Annotated in this window: 16 protein-coding genes; 7 read left to right on the top strand and 9 right to left on the bottom strand. The window is 55.7% G+C overall.

The genetic code is table 11. The features are described 5' to 3' along the window. Window positions 1-39: 39 nt before the first annotated feature. Entirely contained in the window at window positions 40-756 is a 717-nt protein-coding gene (locus tag ACKPCT_RS15360; RefSeq protein WP_090070357.1) for a GntR family transcriptional regulator, read from the top strand. A 39-nt stretch (window positions 757-795) separates the two neighbouring features. On the opposite strand, the gene ACKPCT_RS15355 is transcribed toward ACKPCT_RS15360, so the two are convergent. The 3 genes from ACKPCT_RS15355 to ACKPCT_RS15345 all read right to left on the bottom strand — a co-directional run bounded on the left by ACKPCT_RS15355 (window position 796) and on the right by ACKPCT_RS15345 (window position 4,049). After that, entirely contained in the window at window positions 796-2,040 is a 1,245-nt protein-coding gene (locus ACKPCT_RS15355) for a GTP-binding protein (RefSeq protein ID WP_319567338.1), read from the bottom strand. A 312-nt stretch (window positions 2,041-2,352) separates the two neighbouring features. Continuing rightward, complete coding sequence (locus tag ACKPCT_RS15350; protein ID WP_319567337.1) at window positions 2,353-2,775, bottom strand: DoxX family protein; 423 nt, start codon at window positions 2,773-2,775, stop codon at window positions 2,353-2,355. A gap of 296 nt (window positions 2,776-3,071) precedes the next feature. Beyond that, window positions 3,072-4,049, bottom strand: a complete 978-nt coding sequence (locus tag ACKPCT_RS15345) for a TetR/AcrR family transcriptional regulator (protein ID WP_319567336.1) — start codon at window positions 4,047-4,049, stop codon at window positions 3,072-3,074. Between the two features lie 607 nt (window positions 4,050-4,656). On the opposite strand from ACKPCT_RS15345, the gene ACKPCT_RS15340 reads away from it, so the two are divergent. The 3 genes from ACKPCT_RS15340 to ACKPCT_RS15330 all read left to right on the top strand — a co-directional run bounded on the left by ACKPCT_RS15340 (window position 4,657) and on the right by ACKPCT_RS15330 (window position 7,541). Beyond that, window positions 4,657-5,643, top strand: coding sequence for a TRAP transporter substrate-binding protein (locus ACKPCT_RS15340; protein WP_319567335.1), 987 nt, complete (start codon window positions 4,657-4,659; stop codon window positions 5,641-5,643). Window positions 5,644-5,730: 87 nt separating this feature from the next. Next, entirely contained in the window at window positions 5,731-6,249 is a 519-nt protein-coding gene (locus tag ACKPCT_RS15335; protein ID WP_319567334.1) for a TRAP transporter small permease, read from the top strand. Window positions 6,250-6,263: 14 nt separating this feature from the next. Then, entirely contained in the window at window positions 6,264-7,541 is a 1,278-nt protein-coding gene (locus ACKPCT_RS15330; protein ID WP_090069460.1) for a TRAP transporter large permease, read from the top strand. 79 nt (window positions 7,542-7,620) lie between these two features. Here the strand turns inward: ACKPCT_RS15330 and ACKPCT_RS15325 are convergent, their stop codons facing one another. Genes ACKPCT_RS15325 through ACKPCT_RS15315 form a run of 3 tightly spaced genes read right to left on the bottom strand, consistent with a single transcriptional unit; the run spans window position 7,621 to window position 11,342 of the window. Next, window positions 7,621-9,321, bottom strand: a complete 1,701-nt coding sequence (locus tag ACKPCT_RS15325; protein ID WP_319567333.1) for an ABC transporter permease — start codon at window positions 9,319-9,321, stop codon at window positions 7,621-7,623. Further along, the gene (locus ACKPCT_RS15320) at window positions 9,321-10,253 is read right to left on the bottom strand and encodes an ABC transporter substrate-binding protein (RefSeq protein WP_319515412.1); all 933 of its coding nucleotides are present in this window, start codon (window positions 10,251-10,253) and stop codon (window positions 9,321-9,323) included. The genes ACKPCT_RS15325 and ACKPCT_RS15320 overlap by 1 nt, the downstream gene beginning before the upstream one ends. Before the next feature lie 27 nt (window positions 10,254-10,280). Further along, window positions 10,281-11,342, bottom strand: coding sequence for an ABC transporter ATP-binding protein (locus ACKPCT_RS15315; protein WP_319567332.1), 1,062 nt, complete (start codon window positions 11,340-11,342; stop codon window positions 10,281-10,283). A 281-nt stretch (window positions 11,343-11,623) separates the two neighbouring features. On the opposite strand from ACKPCT_RS15315, the gene ACKPCT_RS15310 reads away from it, so the two are divergent. Continuing rightward, the gene (locus ACKPCT_RS15310; protein ID WP_319567331.1) at window positions 11,624-12,409 is read left to right on the top strand and encodes a metallophosphoesterase; all 786 of its coding nucleotides are present in this window, start codon (window positions 11,624-11,626) and stop codon (window positions 12,407-12,409) included. Between the two features lie 71 nt (window positions 12,410-12,480). Here the strand turns inward: ACKPCT_RS15310 and ACKPCT_RS15305 are convergent, their stop codons facing one another. From ACKPCT_RS15305 to ACKPCT_RS15295, 3 genes are all read right to left on the bottom strand, one after another. Continuing rightward, a complete protein-coding gene (locus ACKPCT_RS15305) occupies window positions 12,481-13,818 on the bottom strand; it encodes an MFS transporter (protein ID WP_319567330.1) in 1,338 nt (445 codons plus the stop codon). 200 nt (window positions 13,819-14,018) lie between these two features. Further along, window positions 14,019-17,141, bottom strand: coding sequence for a multidrug efflux RND transporter permease subunit (locus ACKPCT_RS15300; protein ID WP_319567329.1), 3,123 nt, complete (start codon window positions 17,139-17,141; stop codon window positions 14,019-14,021). A gap of 12 nt (window positions 17,142-17,153) precedes the next feature. Next, window positions 17,154-18,290 carry an efflux RND transporter periplasmic adaptor subunit gene (locus ACKPCT_RS15295; protein WP_175527918.1) on the bottom strand — a complete coding sequence of 379 codons (1,137 nt, stop codon included), beginning with the start codon at window positions 18,288-18,290 and terminating at the stop codon, window positions 17,154-17,156. Between the two features lie 238 nt (window positions 18,291-18,528). Between ACKPCT_RS15295 and ACKPCT_RS15290 the strand changes: the two genes are divergently transcribed. Beyond that, the gene (locus ACKPCT_RS15290; protein WP_090069478.1) at window positions 18,529-19,122 is read left to right on the top strand and encodes a TetR family transcriptional regulator; all 594 of its coding nucleotides are present in this window, start codon (window positions 18,529-18,531) and stop codon (window positions 19,120-19,122) included. A gap of 207 nt (window positions 19,123-19,329) precedes the next feature. Next, window positions 19,330-19,896, top strand: a complete 567-nt coding sequence (locus ACKPCT_RS15285; RefSeq protein ID WP_319567328.1) for a histidine phosphatase family protein — start codon at window positions 19,330-19,332, stop codon at window positions 19,894-19,896. Window positions 19,897-19,936 lie beyond the last annotated feature (40 nt).

The raw sequence follows: 19,936 nt of genomic DNA, 5'->3' as shown, positions 1-19,936 counted from the left end.
CTAGAAATATTCATCGCAACATCGTTGGGCAGCAAGGGCATGACCGAAACAAAAGAGAAAAAATCGACCAAGGGACCCTATAAGAGAGGCGCAGGCGTTGGCCATGTCTATCAGACCCTGCATCGTGAAATCATAGAATTGAAGATTGCGCCAGGCAGCCCGATTGATGAGCTGCAGCTGGCGGCGCGTTTTTCCATGTCGCGCACTCCCATCCGCGAAGCGCTGGTTCGTCTGGCTGCGGAAGGCCTGATCACAACGCTGCCCAACAGGGCGACCATCGTTTCCAATATCGATTTTCTCAATCTCTCGCAGTTCTTCGATGCACTGACCCTGATGTATCGCGTCACGACGCGACAGGCCGCCGCCAACTATGAAGAAGGCGATCTGGCCGATATCAATCACTGGAAGGATCTCTACGCCAAAGCGGTGGAAACGCGCGATGTCTTCGAGATGATCGCTACCAACCGCGAATTCCATCTGGCCATCGCAAAGGCAGGGCGCAACCGCTATTATGTCGAGCTATTCACCCGTCTTCTTGATGAGGGACGGCGTATCCTGCGTCTCTATTACCAGTCCTACAATGATGATATCCCACATCTTTATGTCGATGAACATGAGAAGATGATCAAGGCCATCATGGGGCGCGATCTGGCGTTGGCAGACAAGCTGGCAGCAGAACATGCCGACCAGATCGTACGCCAGATCCAGTCCTATATTGCAGCTGATACGCGGGTGAATGGCTCCCTTGCGCTTTAGCTTTACGCTGGAAAGACCGGGCTCTCAGAGCCCGGTTGCCTATTTGCTTTGCGCATATTCCCAGGCAGGGAAGGGGTCAGGCAGATGCTCATAGAGGGAAGGGTGGAATGGCCCTTCACCAACAGGAGCCGCCAGAGCCCTATCCAGCATCGAGCAGATGCGATCCTTGTTCATTTCACCCAGCATGCCGATAAAGACGATCTGCTGGCGCCGGTCTCCATAGTGAGGGTCAAGCACCGCCTTGAGCTGTTTGCGCGTCGCACGATCCTTGGGCCAGCGATCCTGAGGCACGGACGCCCACCAATAGCCCAGCGGACCTGTTCGGGCCATATTGCCTGCAAGGCTATATTCGCCGACAATGCGGTGGCGTGTGGCCAGCCAGAAATGCCCTTTGGCGCGGATCACGCCGGGCAGTGGCGTCTGGGTGAATTCGTGAAATTTCTCCGGAAGCAAGGGGCGGCGGGCCGTCCAGACAAAGCTGGTGATGCCGAATTCGGAATCCTCTGGCATGTGGTCAGCAAAGCCGTAAAGTTCCTTGTACCATTGAGGATGCTCATGGGCGCGTTGGAAATCAAACAGACCCGTATTGAAAATGGCGTCAGGCTCGACCGCTCCAAAGTCCGTTTCGATCAAGCGGGCTCCGGGGTTGAGACCATGAATGATGGAGCGGGCCGCGTCCAATTGTTCGCGGGTGGCGTCTGACACCTTGTTGAGAATGATGATATCGGCAAATTCGATCTGATCCACGAGCAGGTCAGCCAATGTCCGCTCATCATGGTCGGAAAGATCCGCCTTGAGCACTTCCCTGTCAGCCAGGAAATCCTTCGAGTCGAAATCCTTGAGCAGATGAACTGCGTCGATCACAGTTGCCATTGTGTCCAGACGGGCAACATCATTGAGGCTGCGCCCCTCTTCATCGCGAAATTCAAAGGTTGTCGCAACGGGCAACGGCTCGGATACGCCAGTACTTTCCACCAGCAGATAGTCAAAGCGCCCTTCTTCAGCCAATTGCCGCACCTTGACCAGAAGGTCATCGCGCAAGGTGCAGCAAATGCAGCCATTGCTCATTTCCACCAGCTTCTCTTCTGATTGGTTGAGCGTGGATTCTTCGCGTACCAGATCTGCGTCAATATTCACTTCGCTCATATCGTTGACGATGACGGCAACCCGCCGGCCATCCCGATTGTTGAGCACATGGTTGAGGAGGGTTGTTTTTCCGGCGCCAAGAAATCCTGAAAGCACGGTAACAGGCAGCCGCTTGTCGATTTTACGTCGTCTGAACATCTATTTACCATATGAAATGTTATAACATGGCAAATATCAGTCTCCAGAGTGGCCCGTCAAGCGTTCAAAAGGGGGTGGCCGGAATGATGAGGCATAACTGCCTGTGGCAAATTGTCCTTTGAAACCAAAGACAAGGCCGTAGGCTACCCATAGACCAGACAGCCGGACAGACAAACAGCCGCCAGCCAGACAAACTGAGATAAAAAAACGGTGCGCCCCTGTCGGAGAACACCGTTTCAAGTGAGAGAGCCTTATTCTTGGTTTTATGCTCTACGTAAGATTTTGTTGCTTGCTTGGTTCCTGATAGCGGGCTTACTGAGCCCAGGCCAGCTTCTGGTTGACTACTGGCAGACGCAGAGCGAATGCACCGCTGCCCAGAAGGGCTATGGAGAGGTTGGTGATGGCCCAGAATAGCGGGAATTCCCAGCCGCCACCTTCGCTGGAGAAGACCCAGCCATTGCCCGAATGAACAAACAGGGCACCAATGATCGGTGGCAGGGTCAGGATGGCAACCGCACGGGTGGCGACACCGAGGATCAGGGCAGCGCCGCCAACCACTTCAGCGAAAATGGTCAGGTAGGCAAAGAGGCCAGGGAAGCCGAGGCTTTCAAAAAAGCCGACCGTACCTGGGATGGTGAAGATGAAGATCTTCATCAGGCCGTGGGCCAGAAGCAGGGCGCCAGAGATGACGCGGAGAAGAAAGGCTGCATAAGGAGCTGTTTGATTGTCGATCATTATAGTGTTCCAACTGTGGTTGCGTGCAGTCTTTGCACTGATTTCACTGGTTCATTCGGTTTTATGAAAGGGCTCGTTCTTATTCTCGTTTTTTGCCCTGCATTTGCTGTACGCCCTATATGGACTTGTTTTTTAATCAATGAAATGAAGATTGTGTAGAATGACTATCCACAATTTATTCTTAATGAAGATGAGGCCTCCCCAAGCCGCAGATGGCGGACGCAAAAGAGCAGAAGCAGGCGTGTTCACCTGCACAACTGTCTTCATAGCAATGGAAATGTGGTGATGTCGGCTGCTTAAGGTTTTACATAGCGCAGGATCGTCTCAACGATCATGTCCCGCTGGGCGGGCACTTCAGCCTCGTCCCACAGGTCGATGTCAAACACGGCTCGCCAGGAATAGCGGTTGGAAACGCGCATGAAGCAGAAAGAGGAGATAAGAAAATGCAGGTGCCACGGATTGATATCCTTGCGGAAAACACCTGCTTTGGCACCACGCTCCAGAAGATCGCTGACGGTCTGGATGGCAATGGCGTTGCGCTCTACAAGGCTCTGCCGACCAGTGATATGGCGTCCCATCTCGATATTCTCGACAGACACCAGCCGGACATATTCGGGATGTTCAGCATGGTGGTCAAAGGTCACTTCCACGAGGCGGCGCATGGCCTCTTCAGGGGGGAGAGCATCCAGATGCAAGCCCTGCTCCTTGCTGCGCACCCCACCATAGGCTTCTTCCATTACGGCTGCATAGAGCTTTTCCTTGCTGCCAAAATGATAATAGATCATCGGCTTGGTGGTGCGGGTTCTGGCGGCGATCGCATCCACCCGGGCGCCGCTGAGCCCCTTTGCCGCGAATTCTTCCATGGCGGCATCAAGGATGTCCCGCCGGGTTATCTCCGCTTCTCTGCGTCGGGGAGCGGGGCGGCGCTCATCTTTGGAGGCATCCTCTTCGAGCTCCCTGACACCTGCGATCTCTTTATTGTCTTGAAGCTGCGGCGACGGTCGCTCTTCCTGAGGAGCAATTGAACCCAGGGGTGTCTCATGATCAATGACTGGAAGCTCCGAGCGCGCCGAGGCAAATTCCTGCTCAAGATCCTCCAGCATGGCGCGAGCGATCTTAACCCCTTCCGTCACATTGATGGCTCCGGTAGAACGCTCGATGACCTTGGAGCGATCTTTATATTGCGGATGCTCCCAAAGGTCTCTGGGTACCTTCTTGAGAATACCAACGCGACCATTTCGTCCGATACGCACATTCTTGGGGAGCTTTGTCATCTTCGCCTCAGGTCTTTGGAAAGTATGGAACTCCTTCCAAAGTATGGATTTTTCACTTTGTGGGTATGGATGATAGGCACTTCACGGCGCTTGTCAATATCCGTGATCTGGATCTGAACTGTTAGAAAAAGACCTTCGGTATTTGGTAAAAATACGGGTTAACCACCTAATATGTAGCGATATTCTGCAAAAACGAACTCTATCATGGGCAATATCATTCACAACAGTATGCGACGCGTTGTCGCAATAGTGGCAAATACAATACTTGTTTATTGACAAAATCTACCAGTAAGTAGTGTTGTGGGGATGTGCTGTTGTCGCGGTATGGATGATTGGGAGACCATTCATGCCTCACGCTCGTTCAGGCCGGAGCGCATTCCGGCTGTGTGAAAGACGCAAATGAACCCTTGGGAGGGGACAGAGCAAACAGCAGCATGCAGCCCGGCCACAACGGTTCGGGACGACTTGCTGGCGCTCAGGCTGACCAATCGAGCTTCGCGGCTCCATCAGATGATGCGCTCAAATAGGCTCTAGCGAGGAGAAGGAGGCGGTGAGGAATGCACCGCTTCGCCGCTCATAAAGGCGGTTACCAAAAGGGAGGCATTCAATGAACAAGGCATTTGCGAAACTCGCAATCATGGCCGTGGGGATCGGGCTAGCATTTCCGGTCATGGCCGCAGACTTTAATTTCAAATTCGCGCATTCTCAGCCAGACAGCTCCGTCCGGCATAAATCCATGCTCTTCTTCAAGGAAGCGCTGGAGAAGGAAAGCGAAGGGCGTATTTCCGTTGAGATCTTTTCGGGCAGCCAGCTGGGCAGCGAACCGGAAGTGATGGATATGGTCAAGATGGGCACCGTGCAGGGCACCCGTGGTGGCGCTTTCACCAAGGCCAACAAGAAATTCCTGATTTACACCCTGCCATTCCTTTATGACAGCACAGACGCCGTGCTCAAGGCCATGCGCAGCGATTTCGGCACCCATATCGCCGATGCAGCCAAAGCCAATGGCTATTATATTCCGGCAACCGGTGTGGCTGGCGGCTTCCGTGTGGTGACCAACAATAAGCACCCCATCAACACGCCAGCTGATGTAGAAGGCCTCAAGATCCGCACGCCGGGTATTGAAACCATCATCAAGACCTTCGAAGCCCTTGGCGCCAGCCCGACCTCCATTCCTTATGGCGAGGTCTATATGGCTCTGAAGATGGGTGTCGCAGACGGCCAGGAAAATCCTCCGAGCAATATCTCGGTGATGAAATTTTATGAAGCCCAGACCTATCTCTCCCTACTTAACTACCAGATCCATCCAGATCCCCTCTTTGTGAATCTGAAATGGTATGAAGGCCTGCCGGACGATCTCAAAACTGTTTTTGACAAGGTCTCCAAGGAAGCCATAGCATGGAGCGACGAGCATTGGCTCGCCTCCGAAGCTGACTATCTTAAATTCCTCAGCGACAAGCTGAAAGTGAATGAGATTTCGGCTGAAAACCGCGCCAAATTTGTCGAAAAGGTTCGCCCAGTCTGGGATTTCTACATCCAGAACGGCACTTTCTCCGAAGAGGAAGTCAATCAGGCCATCGAAGCTGGCAAGTGACAACCAATCTGAATAGAGCAGGCGCCGGAAGCGGGAAATCGCTCCGGCACCTGCCAGAGACCACTCAAACCATCTGAAAGCTTTGACATGTCCGGTCCGGCTCCTGCCTATCAGGTGCATCCGGTGCTTCGCGCCGAAAAACTGCTGATGCACTTATTGACGTGGCTTTTGACAGCGCTCTTTGGCCTCATCTTCGTTCTGGTCGTCATTCTGGTGATCATGCGCTATGGCTTCAACACAACGATCATCGGCGGCAGCGAAGCAACCGTGATGCTGTTTATCTATACAACAGCGCTCGGTGCGGCGGTGGATATCGCCCGTGGCAAGCATATCCGCATCGACGCGCTGATCGACAGTTTGCCCTTGCGGATAAAAAGCTGGCTGGAGGGGATCAACCTGATCCTGATCGGCATTTTGCACGCCATGCTGCTCTATTACAGCACGCAATGGATCTCGGTGGTGGGCAACAGCGAAGACCCTGTCCTGCATATTGCCGAAGGGCTCATCGAGGTGGCCATCCCCATTGGCTGTGCCTTTGCCATTCTCTTCTGCATCACGCGGCTGATTGCTCTGATCATGACGCCCTTTCCCAAACCCACAAACTAGCGGTGTGACAAACCATGCTCTTGCTCATTGGCAGTCTTGTCCTGTTCATGCTTATCGGTGTTCCCATCGCTTATTCGATGGGCCTGTCGGGGCTACTCTATTTTCTCGTCTATCAACCCGATCTCATCGCGGTGCTGCCCGCACGCGTCTATGCCGGCATGAACAGTTCGGTGATGTTGTCGCTGCCCCTCTTTATCGTCATGGGGCACCTGATGAACCATGGCGGCCTTACCGGTCGGCTGATTGACTTCTGCATGCTTTTCGTTGGTCGCCTCAGAGGGGGGCTCGGCTTGGTCTCTGTCCTAACGGCGATGGTCTTTGGCGGCATCTCGGGCTCGTCGGTGTCTGATGCCGCCTCCATCGGTCAGGTGATGATCCCGGCCATGAAGAAAAAAGGCTATCCGGTGCGCACGGCTACCGGCCTCATTGCTGCGTCTTCCACCATGGGCATGATTATTCCGCCCTCCATCCCAATGGTCATCTATGCCTTTGCCGCGTCGGAATCGGTCGGTCGGCTGTTTCTGGGCAGCCTGATCGCAGGCGTCATGGTGGGCGTCTTCATGCTGGGCATTGTGCTGATCATTGCCCACAAGAACCAGTTCCCCTGCGAAGAGGTGGATCTCGCCCCCGCAAAGGTTTTGCGCGGTACGATGGAAGGCCTGCCCGCCCTCCTGATGCCGCTCATCGTGGTTGGTTCTGTGGTGACGGGCATCGCAACGGCAACGGAATCGGCTGCTGTTGGGGCGCTCTATGCCTTGCTGGTCGGCCTGTTCGTCTATCGAGGCCTTACATTCAAAGATTTGCCCAAGCTGTTTGGCGAAGCCATTCTCAGTTCGGCCAACGTGATGATCATCATTGCCTTTTCTGGCGTCTTTACCTGGATCCTGGCCCTTGAGCATGTCACGCAGATGATCGGCATGCTATTTGTGCAGCTTCAGCTCGGCCCGACAACAGCGATGCTGGCTGTGGCGGTGGTCATTCTGCTGATCGGCTTCTTTGTCGATGTCAGTCCGGCCATTCTGCTGTTAACGCCGGTCTTTTTGCCGGCGCTCAAGATGCTGGGTGTGTCGCCGATCCAGTTTGGTGCAGTGTTGATTTCCGGTCTCGCCGTGGGCTTGGTGACGCCGCCGGTCGGCATGTGCCTCAATGTCTGCGCCAGCGTTTCGGGGGAGGGAATTCTGTCGGTCTTTCGTGGAGCGCTGCCCTTCCTTCTGGCAAACTTTCTTGTGGTGCTGCTGCTCTGCCTCTTCCCGGTTCTGAGCACATGGCTCCCGTCCCTTCTGATGGGCTAGTGGGGCACTATAAGCTTGAAGAAGAGAAGAAACCCCGTAAGCCACGCTTGCGGGGTTTCTTGTGTGACAACGGGCGGTGCTAGTTAAGCCCTGCCACCTGACCCTTGGAGAGCCAGCGGAGCAGACCGATCAATCCTAGTGGAATGAGCGTGGTGATCATGATGGCACAAAAGGCCATGGCCATGCCCAGCCCAGCAGAGCCTTGGTCGAACTGGGTCCAGATATAGACGGCGATGGTCTGGAAACCGATGGGGGCGACCAGAAGAGATGCGACCAGCTCGCGCGAGGCCACTGCAAAGACAAGGATCATCGATGTGACCATGCTGGGCAGGATCAGCGGGAAGATGATCCGGATGAACGCCTTGAGCGGACCTGATCCGCTTACCCTTGCCGCCGATTCAAGATTGTCGCCCAGTTGGTGCAGAGAGGCGGTGGCATAGCGCACCGGTTGGGGCAGCAGGATGCAGATATAGGCCAACAGCAGAATGAAAGGCGTGTTATAGGGTGTAATCGGCAGCCAAGGCTGGTTCCACGCCAGAATGATGCCGACCGCGACCACAACGCCGGGCAGAGAATTCGGCGTGATGGACAGGGCATCCAGCACGAGACGGAAACGTCCGCGTCCCTTGACCACGGAATAGGCGGTGATTGCGCCGAGCAGGCCAGCCAACAGCGCCGTGGAAACGCCAAGCGCCAGAGAGTTGCCCAAGGCGACAAGCCCCTCGCTGCCCTTGCCGAGCAGCTCATTGAAATTGTCCATGCCCATATTCTCTGCCGTCAGACCACCGGAGATGGTGCGCGACAAGGCCGTTGCCAGAATGGCCAGAATGGGCAGGCCCGTGGCCAGAAAAGTAATGAAGCCGAAATAGAGCGAAACCGGCACAGCCCAGAGGCCGAGCGCGCGTTTGTCCGAAGCCTGCGGTTTGCCACTGACGATGCGATAATCGCGCCGCGTCAGCAGCCAGCGCTGGATCATGAAGGCCACCAGAGCCATGCCCACGAGCACCAGAGACAGGGTCGCGGAACCGGGCAGGTCGATGGGCCATTCGGAAATCCGGTTCTCGATACCGGTCACCAGCACGTCAAAGCCGATCCTGCGGCCCAGCGCTGCGGGGGTGCCATATTCCTCGATGGACATGGCAAAAACCAGCAAAAGGCTAGCGGCAAGTCCGGGCATGGCAAGCGGAAAGGTAATGCGCCAGAAGGAGCGCCACTGACCCGCACCAAACACACGGCCCACATCGCTATAGCGCGCGCCGATGGTTTCGAAGGTGCGCGAGAGAACGAAATAGACCACCGAAAAGGTGTTGAGCCCCATGATGATCATGATGCCAGGCACCGAGAAAATCAGTCCGGCCAGATTGATGCCCGTCACCTGTTCCATATAGCCATGAGGCTGCAGCGTCATGATCCAGCCAAGGGCTGCGATATAGGGCGGGATCATGAAAGGGATCAGCAACAGCGCATCCCAAATGATCGCGCCGGGCACCTTGAAGAGGGCGCGCAAAGCGGCAAGAGGAACAGCGAAGAGAGCGGCGAAAAAGACCGTGCCAACACCCAGAAGAAGGGTGTTTCCGGCCAGCCCGAACAGATCCGGATCAGACAGAGTCTTGAAAAAGAGTGAGAAGGGAGCGGCCAGAGAGCCGCTCCCGATGTCTGGAAAGATTGCCTGAATGATGATGAACAGGCAGGGAACTGCAACGACGAGCAGCAGCCCGTAGGTGGCGATCCATTTTAAGAGCGCGCTTCCTTCTGCGCCTGTCGTCGTTGCCTTTGCCATCAGTTGAAGATCTTCTTGAAGCCAGCCAGAACCTCTTCGCGAGACGGCGCGCCTTCGGTGGAAAGCAGCTTCAGATCGCCGATCAGCGGACGGTCGACCTTGATGTCGGTGCGGGACGGCATCAGGTGAACCTTGGCCACTTCATTCTGGCCTTCAGGAGAAAGCACATAATCGACGAATTTCTTCGCATCATCCTGATTTTGGGAGGATTTGAGGATCATGATCGGGCGTGGCGCAACCACGGTGCCGCTTTCAGGGAAGATGGCTTCAACGCTTTCGCCCTTGGCCGCAGCGCCCATGGTGATGTAGTCAACGCCTGCAAAAACGGCGGCCTTTGCGCCCTGCAGAACAGGGTTGAGCGCTGCCTTGTTGGCACCGGCAACGATCGCGCCATTGTCTTTGAGGCCTTCCAGAACATCAGTCATGCCATTGGCTGTAAAGGCTTCAACCAGCGTGTAGGTGCCACCAGAAGCGGCTGGATCAGGCAGGGTGACCAGATCTTTATACTCGGGCTTGGTGAGGTCGGACCAATCGGTTGGCTTCGGGGTGCCGGATTTGGTGTTCCAGCCAATAACCAGACCGGCAACGCCCTGAGCGACAGCGGTATCGGTCTTCAGGAAGTCAGGAACCGTTTCGGCATTCGGGCTGGTGTAAGGCAGGAGCAGGCCTTTTTCGGCAAAGCTGGTTGCGGTGCCCCAGCTGGCAGAGACGACGACATCGGCAACAGGGTTGGCGCTTTCCGCTTCAAGGCGGGCCATCACCTTGCCGGTGGTTGCCTGAAACACATTGGCCTTGATGCCGGTTTTGGCGGTAAAGCCCTTGACGAGATTCTTAATCAGAGCGCCCGGACCGGCAGAATAAACGGTCACGTCTGCATGGGCAGCAGTGGATGCCATGAGGCCAAGGGCCAAAGCAAGAGTAAGACGACGCATGAAAATGCTCCAATAGTTTGGTCATGTCTACGCAGGGAACCAGCGCAGCTCTTCAGGTGAATAGGAAATATCGATTAAATCTCCGATCCTTGCGCGCTGGGCGCTGACAAGGCGGATGAGGTGGTCAGTCCCTTCGATACCCAAAGTAAGGGCATGTCCGGTGCTTCTTGTCTGGGCGCGCAGCACACGCGCCTTGAATTGTGCCGGGCCTTCGCTCCCCAGCCTCATGGCCCGCTCGGGCAGCAGCAAAGTGCTCTTGGCAGAGGCTACCGGACCATCGGGCAACCGCACCGATGTGCCTTCCACCTGCCAGCCATCGCCATTGCGATCCGCAGGCAGCAGGCAGCCCAGCCGCAGGAAGTCAGCCACGGCCACTGTGGCAGGATTGCTGACCAGCTCATCAGGGCAGGCCAGCTGTTCTATCTTGCCGCCGCGCATGACAGCCACATGGTCGGCTAGCGTCAGCGCTTCGCCATGGTCATGGGTCACATAAACCGCGCTGAGATTAAGGTCGGCAACGAGATCGCTGAGCTCTTCGACCATGCTTTCGCGCAATTCGCGGTCAAGGTTGGAAAGGGGCTCGTCAAACAGCACGAGCGGCGGTTCGGCAACGATGGCCCGGGCAATAGCTACGCGCTGTTGCTGGCCGCCGGAGAGGTCGGATGGGCGCCGCTCTGCCATGGCGCCAAGCCCGACCCGGTCGAGCGCCTTTGCGACACGGTCCCTGCATTCAGCGCCGGAGCGCCGCTGCATTTCCAGCGGGAAGGCGACATTTTTGGCAACGGACATGTGAGGCCACAGGGCGTAATCCTGAAACACCATGCCAAGGCCGCGCTGCTCGGGCGGAAGGGCGATACCTTTGGCTGGCGCGGCAACCGCGCGCCCCGCTATTTCGATTATGCCCTCATCGGGCAAAAGCAGGCCTGAGACGAGACGCAACAGGGTTGTCTTGCCACAGCCAGAAGGGCCCAAAAGTCCAAGGACCTTGCCAGCTTCAAGGGAGACGTCAATCCCGTCGAGAACTTTGTTCGCTCCATAACTCATTGATATTGAATGGATGGAAAGAGCCGTCTGCGAGGAATTGGTCATAAAGGGAGCTTTGTAGAAATATGGGCGCACGGGACTAAACACGGGACTGAAAATGGTGTGGTGTGTGGGGCGGTCTATAGGAGCTGTATATGACAGTCGTGTGAAGCTTTGATGTCAGCCGTCACATTGGGCCTGCCAAACGGGGCTTTTGTCCGTTCTTGCCAAAAGCCTTTACGCTGACAGTCTCAGAAGGCATAGTCAGGCCAACGCAACGCAGTTTCTCGCCTTTGATACGGCGGCGCCACACGGATCGGTTCGAAAGGAAAGGACACCCATTGCCCATGGCCGCATCGATACTCTCCAAAGCCCAAGACATCATGACAGACCCGCTTGCCCGGCCCCGGCTGGTGCTGGATGAGCAACCAAGAGATGTTTATGCGATCGGTGATATTCACGGCCGGCTTGATCTGCTCAAGCTGCTTGAGGGCATGATCTTCGCGGAAGCCAAAAGCCGGGCAACGCCGAGCCTCATTGTCTCGGTCGGCGATTTGGTGGACCGAGGGCCCGATTCCAAAGGCGTGATCGAGCATTGCCTCTCATCTCCATTGCCGAACAATGTTGAGCGGCTGGTGCTGTGCGGCAACCATGATCTGACCTTCTGCGAATTTCTCATGCAGCCCACCCTCTCTAGCCCGTGGATCGGATGGGGCGGCGTGGCAACACTTGCTTCCTACGGCATTGATTTGGATGATTTTGTTAAAACCGGCATGCCCGAGGGCGCGCTTTCGGGTTGGTTAGCCGAGCGGATACCGGCCACGCATCGCGCCTTTCTAGCCCAATTGCCAGCCGCGCTCACCATGCCCAATGCCCATATCGTGCATGCCGGTATGCGCCATCATGTGCCCATGCAAGAGCAGACCGTGCGGGATCTGCTTTGGATACGTGAGCCGTTCCTAGTGGAAGAACCGGCGTCAGATCGCCGGATCATACATGGCCACACGCCTTTTGACGTCCCGGAAGTCGGGCTTGGCCGGATTGGCATCGACACCGGCGCCGTCTATGGCAACGCCCTTACCGCCGTGCATCTGCAAGGGGAACGCTATCGCTTCCTAAGCGTGCCTGCCTGACAGGCAGACAAGGCCAAAAGGGGCCTTGTTCTTCCAGAGAGATGAGCTGCACGAAAGCAAAGAGACGCGGACTATTGCTTCTCCGCTTCGGTTTCCTCGTCAGCACGGTCAGGGGTGCTTTCCAAAGGGTCACTTGCCAGACTTTCGCCCTCATAGTCATCTGACAATTCTTCTTCAGCGATTTCGCCATCAGCCAAAAGAATGGTTTGCGGCGTACGGGTACGCATTGGAGAAATGGGAACAAACTGTCCCTTGTCCTCGTCATCAACCGCGACACGCTGGGTCATCCGCCAGATGGTGAAGAGCAGGATGCCGATATGGGCCATCGTTGTTGAGACAAACAGACCATTGGGGCCTTGTACGGACATCAGCACACCACCCAGCAAGGGCCCGATCATCGTTCCGCACCCCATCAGCAGCAGTAGGCCGCCACTGGTTTGCAGGCCCTCGGAAGGATCCGCATGGTCGTTCGCATGCGCCACCAGCACTGGATAGAAGGAATAGACAGCAGCGCCGAAAATGGCTGAATAGATGACGGCGATCGTTGTTGTGGTCGGGGCATGGGTAACAAACATGCTGTCCGAAGCGATGGCAACCAGTGCAATTACAATCACGACCAGACGACGATCAATCATGTCTGACAGAAAGCCGATGGGGATTTGGGCGGCCGCACCCGCAAGAATGGACGCACTGACGAACAGCGCCACACCTGAGACCGACAGGCCGATATTGTGACCATACACGGCAACCAGAGTACCGAAGCTGCCGTTCGAGATGCCGGTCAGCAACACTGCGATCACAGCGACGGGCGAGTTCTTCCATAGGCGGGGTACGTTGAGTTTGGCCCGTGCCAACGGCACTGGCGCCTGGGATTTGGTGAGAGCTGTTGGCAAAAGCGCAATAACATAGAAGATGCAGGCGACGGTAAACAGCTGGAAAGTTTCCGGTGACCCAATGGCGATGACCATCTGTCCTGCGGTGCTCGCAAACAGGTTGACCATGGTATAAGTGCCAAAGATCATGCCTCGGCTTTCAGGCTCCGAGCGTTCCACCAGCCAGCCTTCAACGATCATGGCTGCACCTGCAAAGGCAAAGCCCGCCAGCGCGCGCAGAATGATCCAGGCGTAAGGCAAGACCAGCAGGGACGACATCAAGACTGAAATACAGGCCATGGCAGCCATCACGCTGAAAGCGCGAATATGGCCTACTCTCGTTACAAGTTGAGGAACCAGCAGGCAACCAGACACATAGCCCACGGCCCAGCCCGTACCCAGAAGACCGAGGTTAAAGCTCGAAAAACCCTCGATGCCGCCTCGAACAGGCAAGAGCATACCGGTTAGTCCACCAGCAAAAAACAGGAAGGCAGAACCGAGCAGAAGCGAAGCGATGGAGAACAGGCTACGGGACACAGAAAAATCCTTTTTAAAAAAGCACTGGTTACTCAAACTGATAAAAGAAAACCACAGCTGATTCCTGCAATCAACATAACAATCATGAGGGTGCGATCAGACGTGGCGATATGTCCCTGATCCTCAGCATGAAAAAGGGGCATCACTCGGATAATGAGCGACGCCCCTCTTTGTTCCAAACAAATCGGCTTTATTGAGCCTTATGAAGCTGTCGCGGTATCATCCTTCTTTTTGCCTTTGAACAGGTTGGCAATGCCAACCACAAAGACGAAGAAGGCAGGCACGAACAAGAGGCCAAGGAATGTGGCCGTGATCATGCCGCCGAACACACCGGTGCCGATCGCATGCTGGGTTTCAGCACTGGCGCCACTGGAAAGCATCAGAGGCACTACACCAAGCGTGAAGGCAAGCGAGGTCATCAGGATCGGTCGCATACGCAGGCGGGCGGCCTCCGTCACCGCATCCAACAGACTGTTCCCTTCGTCGTAAAGTGCGCGGGCGAACTCGACGATCAGAATGGCGTTCTTGGCTGAGAGCCCGATGATGGTGATCAGACCGACTTTGAAGAACACGTCATTCTCAAGACCGCGCAGATACACCGACACGACGGCACCGATTACACCAAGCGGAATGACAAGCAACACCGAGAAGGGAATAGACCAGCTTTCGTAAAGAGCCGCCAGCACGAGGAAGACAACGAGCATGGACAAGGCCAGCAGCATTGGCGTCTGCGCGTTGGTATTCTTCTCCTGCAGAGACTGTCCGGTCCATTCGATGCCAAAGCCTTCAGGCAGCTGGCTGGCCAGACGTTCCATTTCCAGCATTGCCTCACCGGCAGAAACGCCTGGTGCGGCGCTGCCGCTGATACGCTCGGCAGGCAGGCCGTTGTAGCGAACAAGCTGCAACGGGCTCTGCTCCCAAACCGGCTTCACGACTTCTGAGAGTTCAACCATGGCTCCGGTGGAGCTTGGCAGGTTGAGCTTCAGCACGTCCTCGATCTGCATGCGGAATGGAGCATCAGCCTGTACGGTGACGCGGCGCAACTGGCCCTGATAACTATAGTCGTTGACATAGTTGGAGCCCATGGCCGAAGACAGTGTCGACGCGATGGAAGCAAACGGCACGCCAAGAAATTCGGCTTTCTGCCTGTCAATTTCAAGCCGGATGCTGGCCCCCTGTGGCAAGCCGTCCGGACGGACACCTGTCAGCAGATCACTTTGCGCGGCCATGCCGAGCAACTGGTTTCGTGCGTTGACCAATGCTTCGTTGCCAAGACCTGCACGATCCTGAAGACGCATGGCAAAGCCCGAAGAAGTGCCAAGCGATGGAATGGATGGCGGCAGGATACTGTAGATCTGCCCTTCCGGAGCTGCAAACATGGTGCGGTTGGCGACATTGGCCTCATCGGCCGCCGACGAGTCACGTTCTGCCCAGTCATCCAGCGTGGTAAAGGACAATGCGGTGTTGGCACCCATGCCGCTGAAGCTGAAGCCCACGACGGCGAACACATCCTTGGTCGCTTCACGTGTATGAGCATGTTTCTCATACATGGCAACGATTTCCTTGGTCCGCTCCTGGGTTGCCTCTGATGGCAAGCTGTAAAGGGTAATGAAAGACCCCTGGTCTTCCACCGGCAAGAACGAGGTTGGCAGTTTGATGAAGCTGTAACCAAGCCCGGAGACAATGGCCAGATAGAGCACTGCCATGATCGCAATCTTGCGGGCAAACACCGCCACGATGCGGACATAGACATTGGTGATGCCGTCCAGCCCGCGGTTGAACCAGCCAAAGAAACCGCCCTTTGATGCATGGTGATCCGGGTCGATCGGTTTGAGCAGGGTCGCACACAGCGCCGGCGTCATCGATAGGGCAAGGAAGGCGGAGAACAGGATCGACACAGCCATGGACATGGTGAACTGTCGATAGATCTCACCCACGGCGCCAGACGACATGCCCATTGGGATGAACACTGCCGTCAGAACCAGCGTGATGCCGATAACGGCGCTGGTAATCTGCTTCATGGCCTTTCGGGTCGCCTCCTTTGGAGGCAGCCCTTCGGTCGCCATGATACGCTCCACATTCTCCACCACAACGATGGCGTCATCCACGATGATACCGATGGCGAGTACCATGCCGAACATGGTGAGCACGTTGATCGAGAAGCCCGAAGCATACATGACGACAAGTGTGCCCGCCAATGCAATGGGGGCAACGATCGCCGGAATGAGCGTGTAGCGGATCTTCTGCAGGAACAGCAACATCACCAGGAACACAAGGACCATGGCTTCGATCAGCGTATGGACCACCTTCTCGATGGAAATCGCAACGAATGGTGAGGTGTCATAGGGCACTGACCATTCCATTCCGTCCGGCATTGCGGTGGCCAGATCGGCCATGCGGTCCTGCACTGCCTGAGACACGCGCATGGCGTTTGCCCCAGGAGCCAGCTGGATGGCCATGGCCGCTGATGGCGAGCCATTGATCCGTGAGACAAAGGCATAGGTTTGTGCGCCGACTTCGACGCGCGCTACATCACCCAATGTCAACTTAGAACCATCCTGATTGGACTGCAGAACGATATTGTTGAATTCTTCCGGCGTACTAAGCTGTCCTTCCACTGTGAGCGGAACACCAATTCTCTGCCCTTCCACCGTTGGTTCTGCACCAACACGGCCCGGCGAGATCTGCACGTTCTGAGCCGCAATCGCGCTTGTCACGTCGGAAACAGACAGCGAGTAGGAGAGTAGCTTGTGTGGATCGATCCACACACGCATTGCCTTTTTGGAAACAAAGGACTGCACGCGCCCGACGCCAGCCACACGGTTTAGGGGCTGAACGAGATTTCGCTCCATATAGTCGCCCAGATCGAGGGCGGTCAGGGTGCCGTCAGGAGAGGTCAACGCAACGACCATCAGGAAGCCTGAAGAGGAGGATTCAATGGTCAGACCGGTTCGCTGCACCGCTTCGGGCAGGCGAGGCTCGATCGACTTGATCTTGTTCTGAACATCGACCTGCGCCAACTCGGGATCAGTGCCGGATTCAAAGGTTGCGGTAATGGTTGCCATGCCCGAAGAGTTGGCGGTAGATTCAAAATAAAGCAGATGCTTTACACCGGACAATTCGGGCTCGATGATGCTGACGACACTGTCGTTGACCACTTCGGGAGACGCGCCGGGATAGGTCGCACGAATGGATACGCTGGGAGGCGCAATATCCGGATAACGCGTGACCGGCAGCAATGACAGGGTCAACAGCCCGCCAAGCACGATAAATATCGCTATGACCCATGCAAAGACGGGTCTATCGATGAAAAAACTAGGCATCAGAAATTCCCGTTACTGTTTGGGCTGTTCTGCGGGGGTCGCATTCACTTGTGCGCCGTCCTGAGTAACCCGTGTCTGGCCGCGAATGATGACAGTCTCATTCGGTTCAAGACCTTCGGTGACGATGTAGCTTCTCTTGACCAGCTCGCCCAGAACCACATTCTTGAAATGCGCCTTGCCTTCGTCGTCAACCACAACGACGCGCGCATCTCCTGTCACTCCGCGAATAATGGCCTGCTGAGGAAGCAGCAAGGCATTCTCTACGATCTGACGGGGTACCAGAGCACGAACGAACATGCCGGGCAGCAGATCCTGATTGGGATTTTCCACCAGCACGCGCATGGTCACATCGCCAGTGGCTTCATCCACCGTGACGTCGGTAAAGATTGGCTGGCCTTTTTGCTCATAGGCCGTGCCGTCGACACCCAGAATTTCGATGGAGGAGGAATCCGGCGCCAGATTGGCCATCTTCTGCATCTTGAGCAGATCAAGGGCCGACCTGCGCAAGTCGACATACACCTTGTCAACCTGCTGCACCGTCGCCAGTGCCTGAGACTGGTTGGCCGAGACAAGAGCGCCTTCGCTCACCAGAGCCGCTCCGATGCGGCCATTGATAGGGGAGCGAACCGTGGTGTGATCAAGGTTGATCTGCTGGGCTTTCAAGGTGGCCTTGGCAGCTGCTACGCTCGCCTCGGCGCTTTTGGCTTCGGCCTGTGCGCTATCATAGGTCTGCTGACTGGCAGATTTTTTCTCGAACAGCTGTCTGGCACGATCCAGCTGGATATTGGCCAAATCGAGAGACGCTTCAGCGCTGGTCAATGCGGCGCGGGCATTGTCGACCTGCGCTTCATAGGTTTCCGAAGCGATCTTGAAAAGAGGTTGGTTTTCCTTGACGTCGGCCCCCTGTTCAAACAGGCGCTCTTCGAGAATGCCACCAACCTGCGGGCGAATAGCCGCCGTGCGAAAGGCCGAGACGCGCCCGGGCAATTCTTCGCTGATGGTTACCGTCTCGGGCTTGATCTGCATGGTGGTGACCATCGCAGGCGGGCGTCCCGCGCCCTGAGCCGAGCTGGAGGTTGGTGCAAAGGCGAGACCAATCGCAAGGCCCATCGCAACGGTTAGAATATGTTTTCTGGAAGAATGGGTCATATTGCCTTCCACTACTTTCAAAAAAGAGATCATCATCTTGCAAGAAATGCTCCTGCAAGACAAAAGACTGTTGGTGACACACGTAAAGTGGTCATAAGAGGTGGACAGTTTAGCACTTGTACATATGTCCAAATTGCACTGATGTCCAGTTTGATTTTATTTTTAAGGCGATTTATTTAACAAATGCCTTGATTCTCAAATGTGACAGGATCAGGCACGTGTCGCTTTGGAAAATAAAATGTCATATCTACCTAAAGAGCAAAGGCGCTCCGAGATTATCGAAGCGGCCATTGATGTTATTCAGCATCAGGGGCTGGCTGCTGCAACCGTGAGGAATGTCGCGAAAGCCACAGCTTCTTCGCCCGGCCAAATTCATCACCATTTTGACTCTGCCGATGCATTGCGTGCAGAAGCGCTGCTGTGCCTGTGGCAACGTATGAAGATCGAGTTTCTTAGTCAAATCAAAACTACGTCACCGCTCGAAACGCTGATCGCCAATCTTGGCGGCTGCGCCCAGAAAGAAGTCAAGGAAACCTTTGCTCAGCTTTACAAGGACTTGCTGGAAGCTTCGCGTATGAGTGAGACCATGCATGCTGTTCTCATGCAGATCATGAATAATAGTAAGGTTAAATATAGCGAGTTGCTCAAAGCCGCCCAGGAAGAAGGCGAGCTTCACCAAGACGCCGATATCGAAAAGCTTGCACTGTCCATCCTGGCTCTCGCTTTCGGTTTTGGCTTCATGAAAGACATCGCCTTCACGAACTACGAGGTACATGACGTCGTGCGCTTCCAGATTGATCTGGTCAACCGGGCCTGTGGTGGCAGCGCCTGATCTGACGGCCCCGAGTGGCCCTTTGGGCTGCGATAATATGCCAGCCTGAAAAGGGTTTCCCGCACCTGGCTCAGGCTGGACAAGCCTTGCAACGGGCGTTAAATCAGAGCCCGTCACCGCAAAAAAAGTGAAAAGACAATAAGGGTTGCCGTACCTCTTTCCGTCCTTATCGCCCGGCAACCAAGAGCCAACCGAAAGCGATTTCCCATGACACTCCCCTCTTTGCCCCAACGTACCTTCTGCATGATCCGCCATGGCCAGACGACGGCCAACCGGGATGCCATCGTCGCCGGTGCGACCGATGTGCCCCTGTCTGATCTTGGCCGGGAACAGGCCAGCAAGCTTTCCAGCCTCCACTGGCTGCAAGAAACCAGCCTGTTTGTCAGCCCCAAGACTAGAGCAAAGGATACCTGCCAGCTGGCCTTTCCGGATCGCACTTTCGAGATCCATGAGGATCTGCGCGAGAGAGATTGGGGTGAGTTTGAGGGCAAACTGGTAAGCGACCTGCCCTCGCGCCATGCCGAGCCCAAGGGGGGCGATACATGGGATGAGCTGCTCGCGCGCGTGCTCAAGGCGATTTCGGAATGCTGTGCCAAGGCTGAAGACAGCTTGCCGGTCTTCGTGTGCCATGCTGGGGTCATCCGCGCAGCAATGGTTCTGGCAAGCATTGGCAATGATGTTCCCACGGCCCCTAATGCGAAGCCACTTTTTTTCCGCTGGACCGGTGAGGGGCATGAAATGACGGATCAGCTTGCAGGTGTTCTTCAGCTCTGACTTGTCTTCTGTTGGAGAGGTCTCTGCTCTCTGCAAAGAA

The sequence above is a fragment of the Cohaesibacter marisflavi genome (assembly GCF_963665895.2).
Taxonomy (GTDB): Bacteria; Pseudomonadota; Alphaproteobacteria; order Rhizobiales; family Cohaesibacteraceae; genus Cohaesibacter; species Cohaesibacter marisflavi.
This window is presented reverse-complemented; position numbering and strand designations above follow the sequence as displayed.

Excerpts from the sequence above, each read along its gene's own strand:
- ACKPCT_RS15360 (WP_090070357.1), top strand. The coding sequence starts at position 40 with ATGACCGAAACAAAAGAGAAAAAATCGACCAAGGGACCCTATAAGAGA.
- ACKPCT_RS15355 (WP_319567338.1), bottom strand. The coding sequence starts at position 2,040 with ATGTTCAGACGACGTAAAATCGACAAGCGGCTGCCTGTTACCGTGCTT.
- ACKPCT_RS15350 (WP_319567337.1), bottom strand. The coding sequence starts at position 2,775 with ATGATCGACAATCAAACAGCTCCTTATGCAGCCTTTCTTCTCCGCGTC.
- ACKPCT_RS15345 (WP_319567336.1), bottom strand. The coding sequence starts at position 4,049 with ATGACAAAGCTCCCCAAGAATGTGCGTATCGGACGAAATGGTCGCGTT.
- ACKPCT_RS15340 (WP_319567335.1), top strand. The coding sequence starts at position 4,657 with ATGAACAAGGCATTTGCGAAACTCGCAATCATGGCCGTGGGGATCGGG.
- ACKPCT_RS15335 (WP_319567334.1), top strand. The coding sequence starts at position 5,731 with ATGTCCGGTCCGGCTCCTGCCTATCAGGTGCATCCGGTGCTTCGCGCC.
- ACKPCT_RS15330 (WP_090069460.1), top strand. The coding sequence starts at position 6,264 with ATGCTCTTGCTCATTGGCAGTCTTGTCCTGTTCATGCTTATCGGTGTT.
- ACKPCT_RS15325 (WP_319567333.1), bottom strand. The coding sequence starts at position 9,321 with ATGGCAAAGGCAACGACGACAGGCGCAGAAGGAAGCGCGCTCTTAAAA.
- ACKPCT_RS15320 (WP_319515412.1), bottom strand. The coding sequence starts at position 10,253 with ATGCGTCGTCTTACTCTTGCTTTGGCCCTTGGCCTCATGGCATCCACT.
- ACKPCT_RS15315 (WP_319567332.1), bottom strand. The coding sequence starts at position 11,342 with ATGACCAATTCCTCGCAGACGGCTCTTTCCATCCATTCAATATCAATG.
- ACKPCT_RS15310 (WP_319567331.1), top strand. The coding sequence starts at position 11,624 with ATGGCCGCATCGATACTCTCCAAAGCCCAAGACATCATGACAGACCCG.
- ACKPCT_RS15300 (WP_319567329.1), bottom strand. The coding sequence starts at position 17,141 with ATGCCTAGTTTTTTCATCGATAGACCCGTCTTTGCATGGGTCATAGCG.
- ACKPCT_RS15295 (WP_175527918.1), bottom strand. The coding sequence starts at position 18,290 with ATGACCCATTCTTCCAGAAAACATATTCTAACCGTTGCGATGGGCCTT.
- ACKPCT_RS15290 (WP_090069478.1), top strand. The coding sequence starts at position 18,529 with ATGTCATATCTACCTAAAGAGCAAAGGCGCTCCGAGATTATCGAAGCG.
- ACKPCT_RS15285 (WP_319567328.1), top strand. The coding sequence starts at position 19,330 with ATGACACTCCCCTCTTTGCCCCAACGTACCTTCTGCATGATCCGCCAT.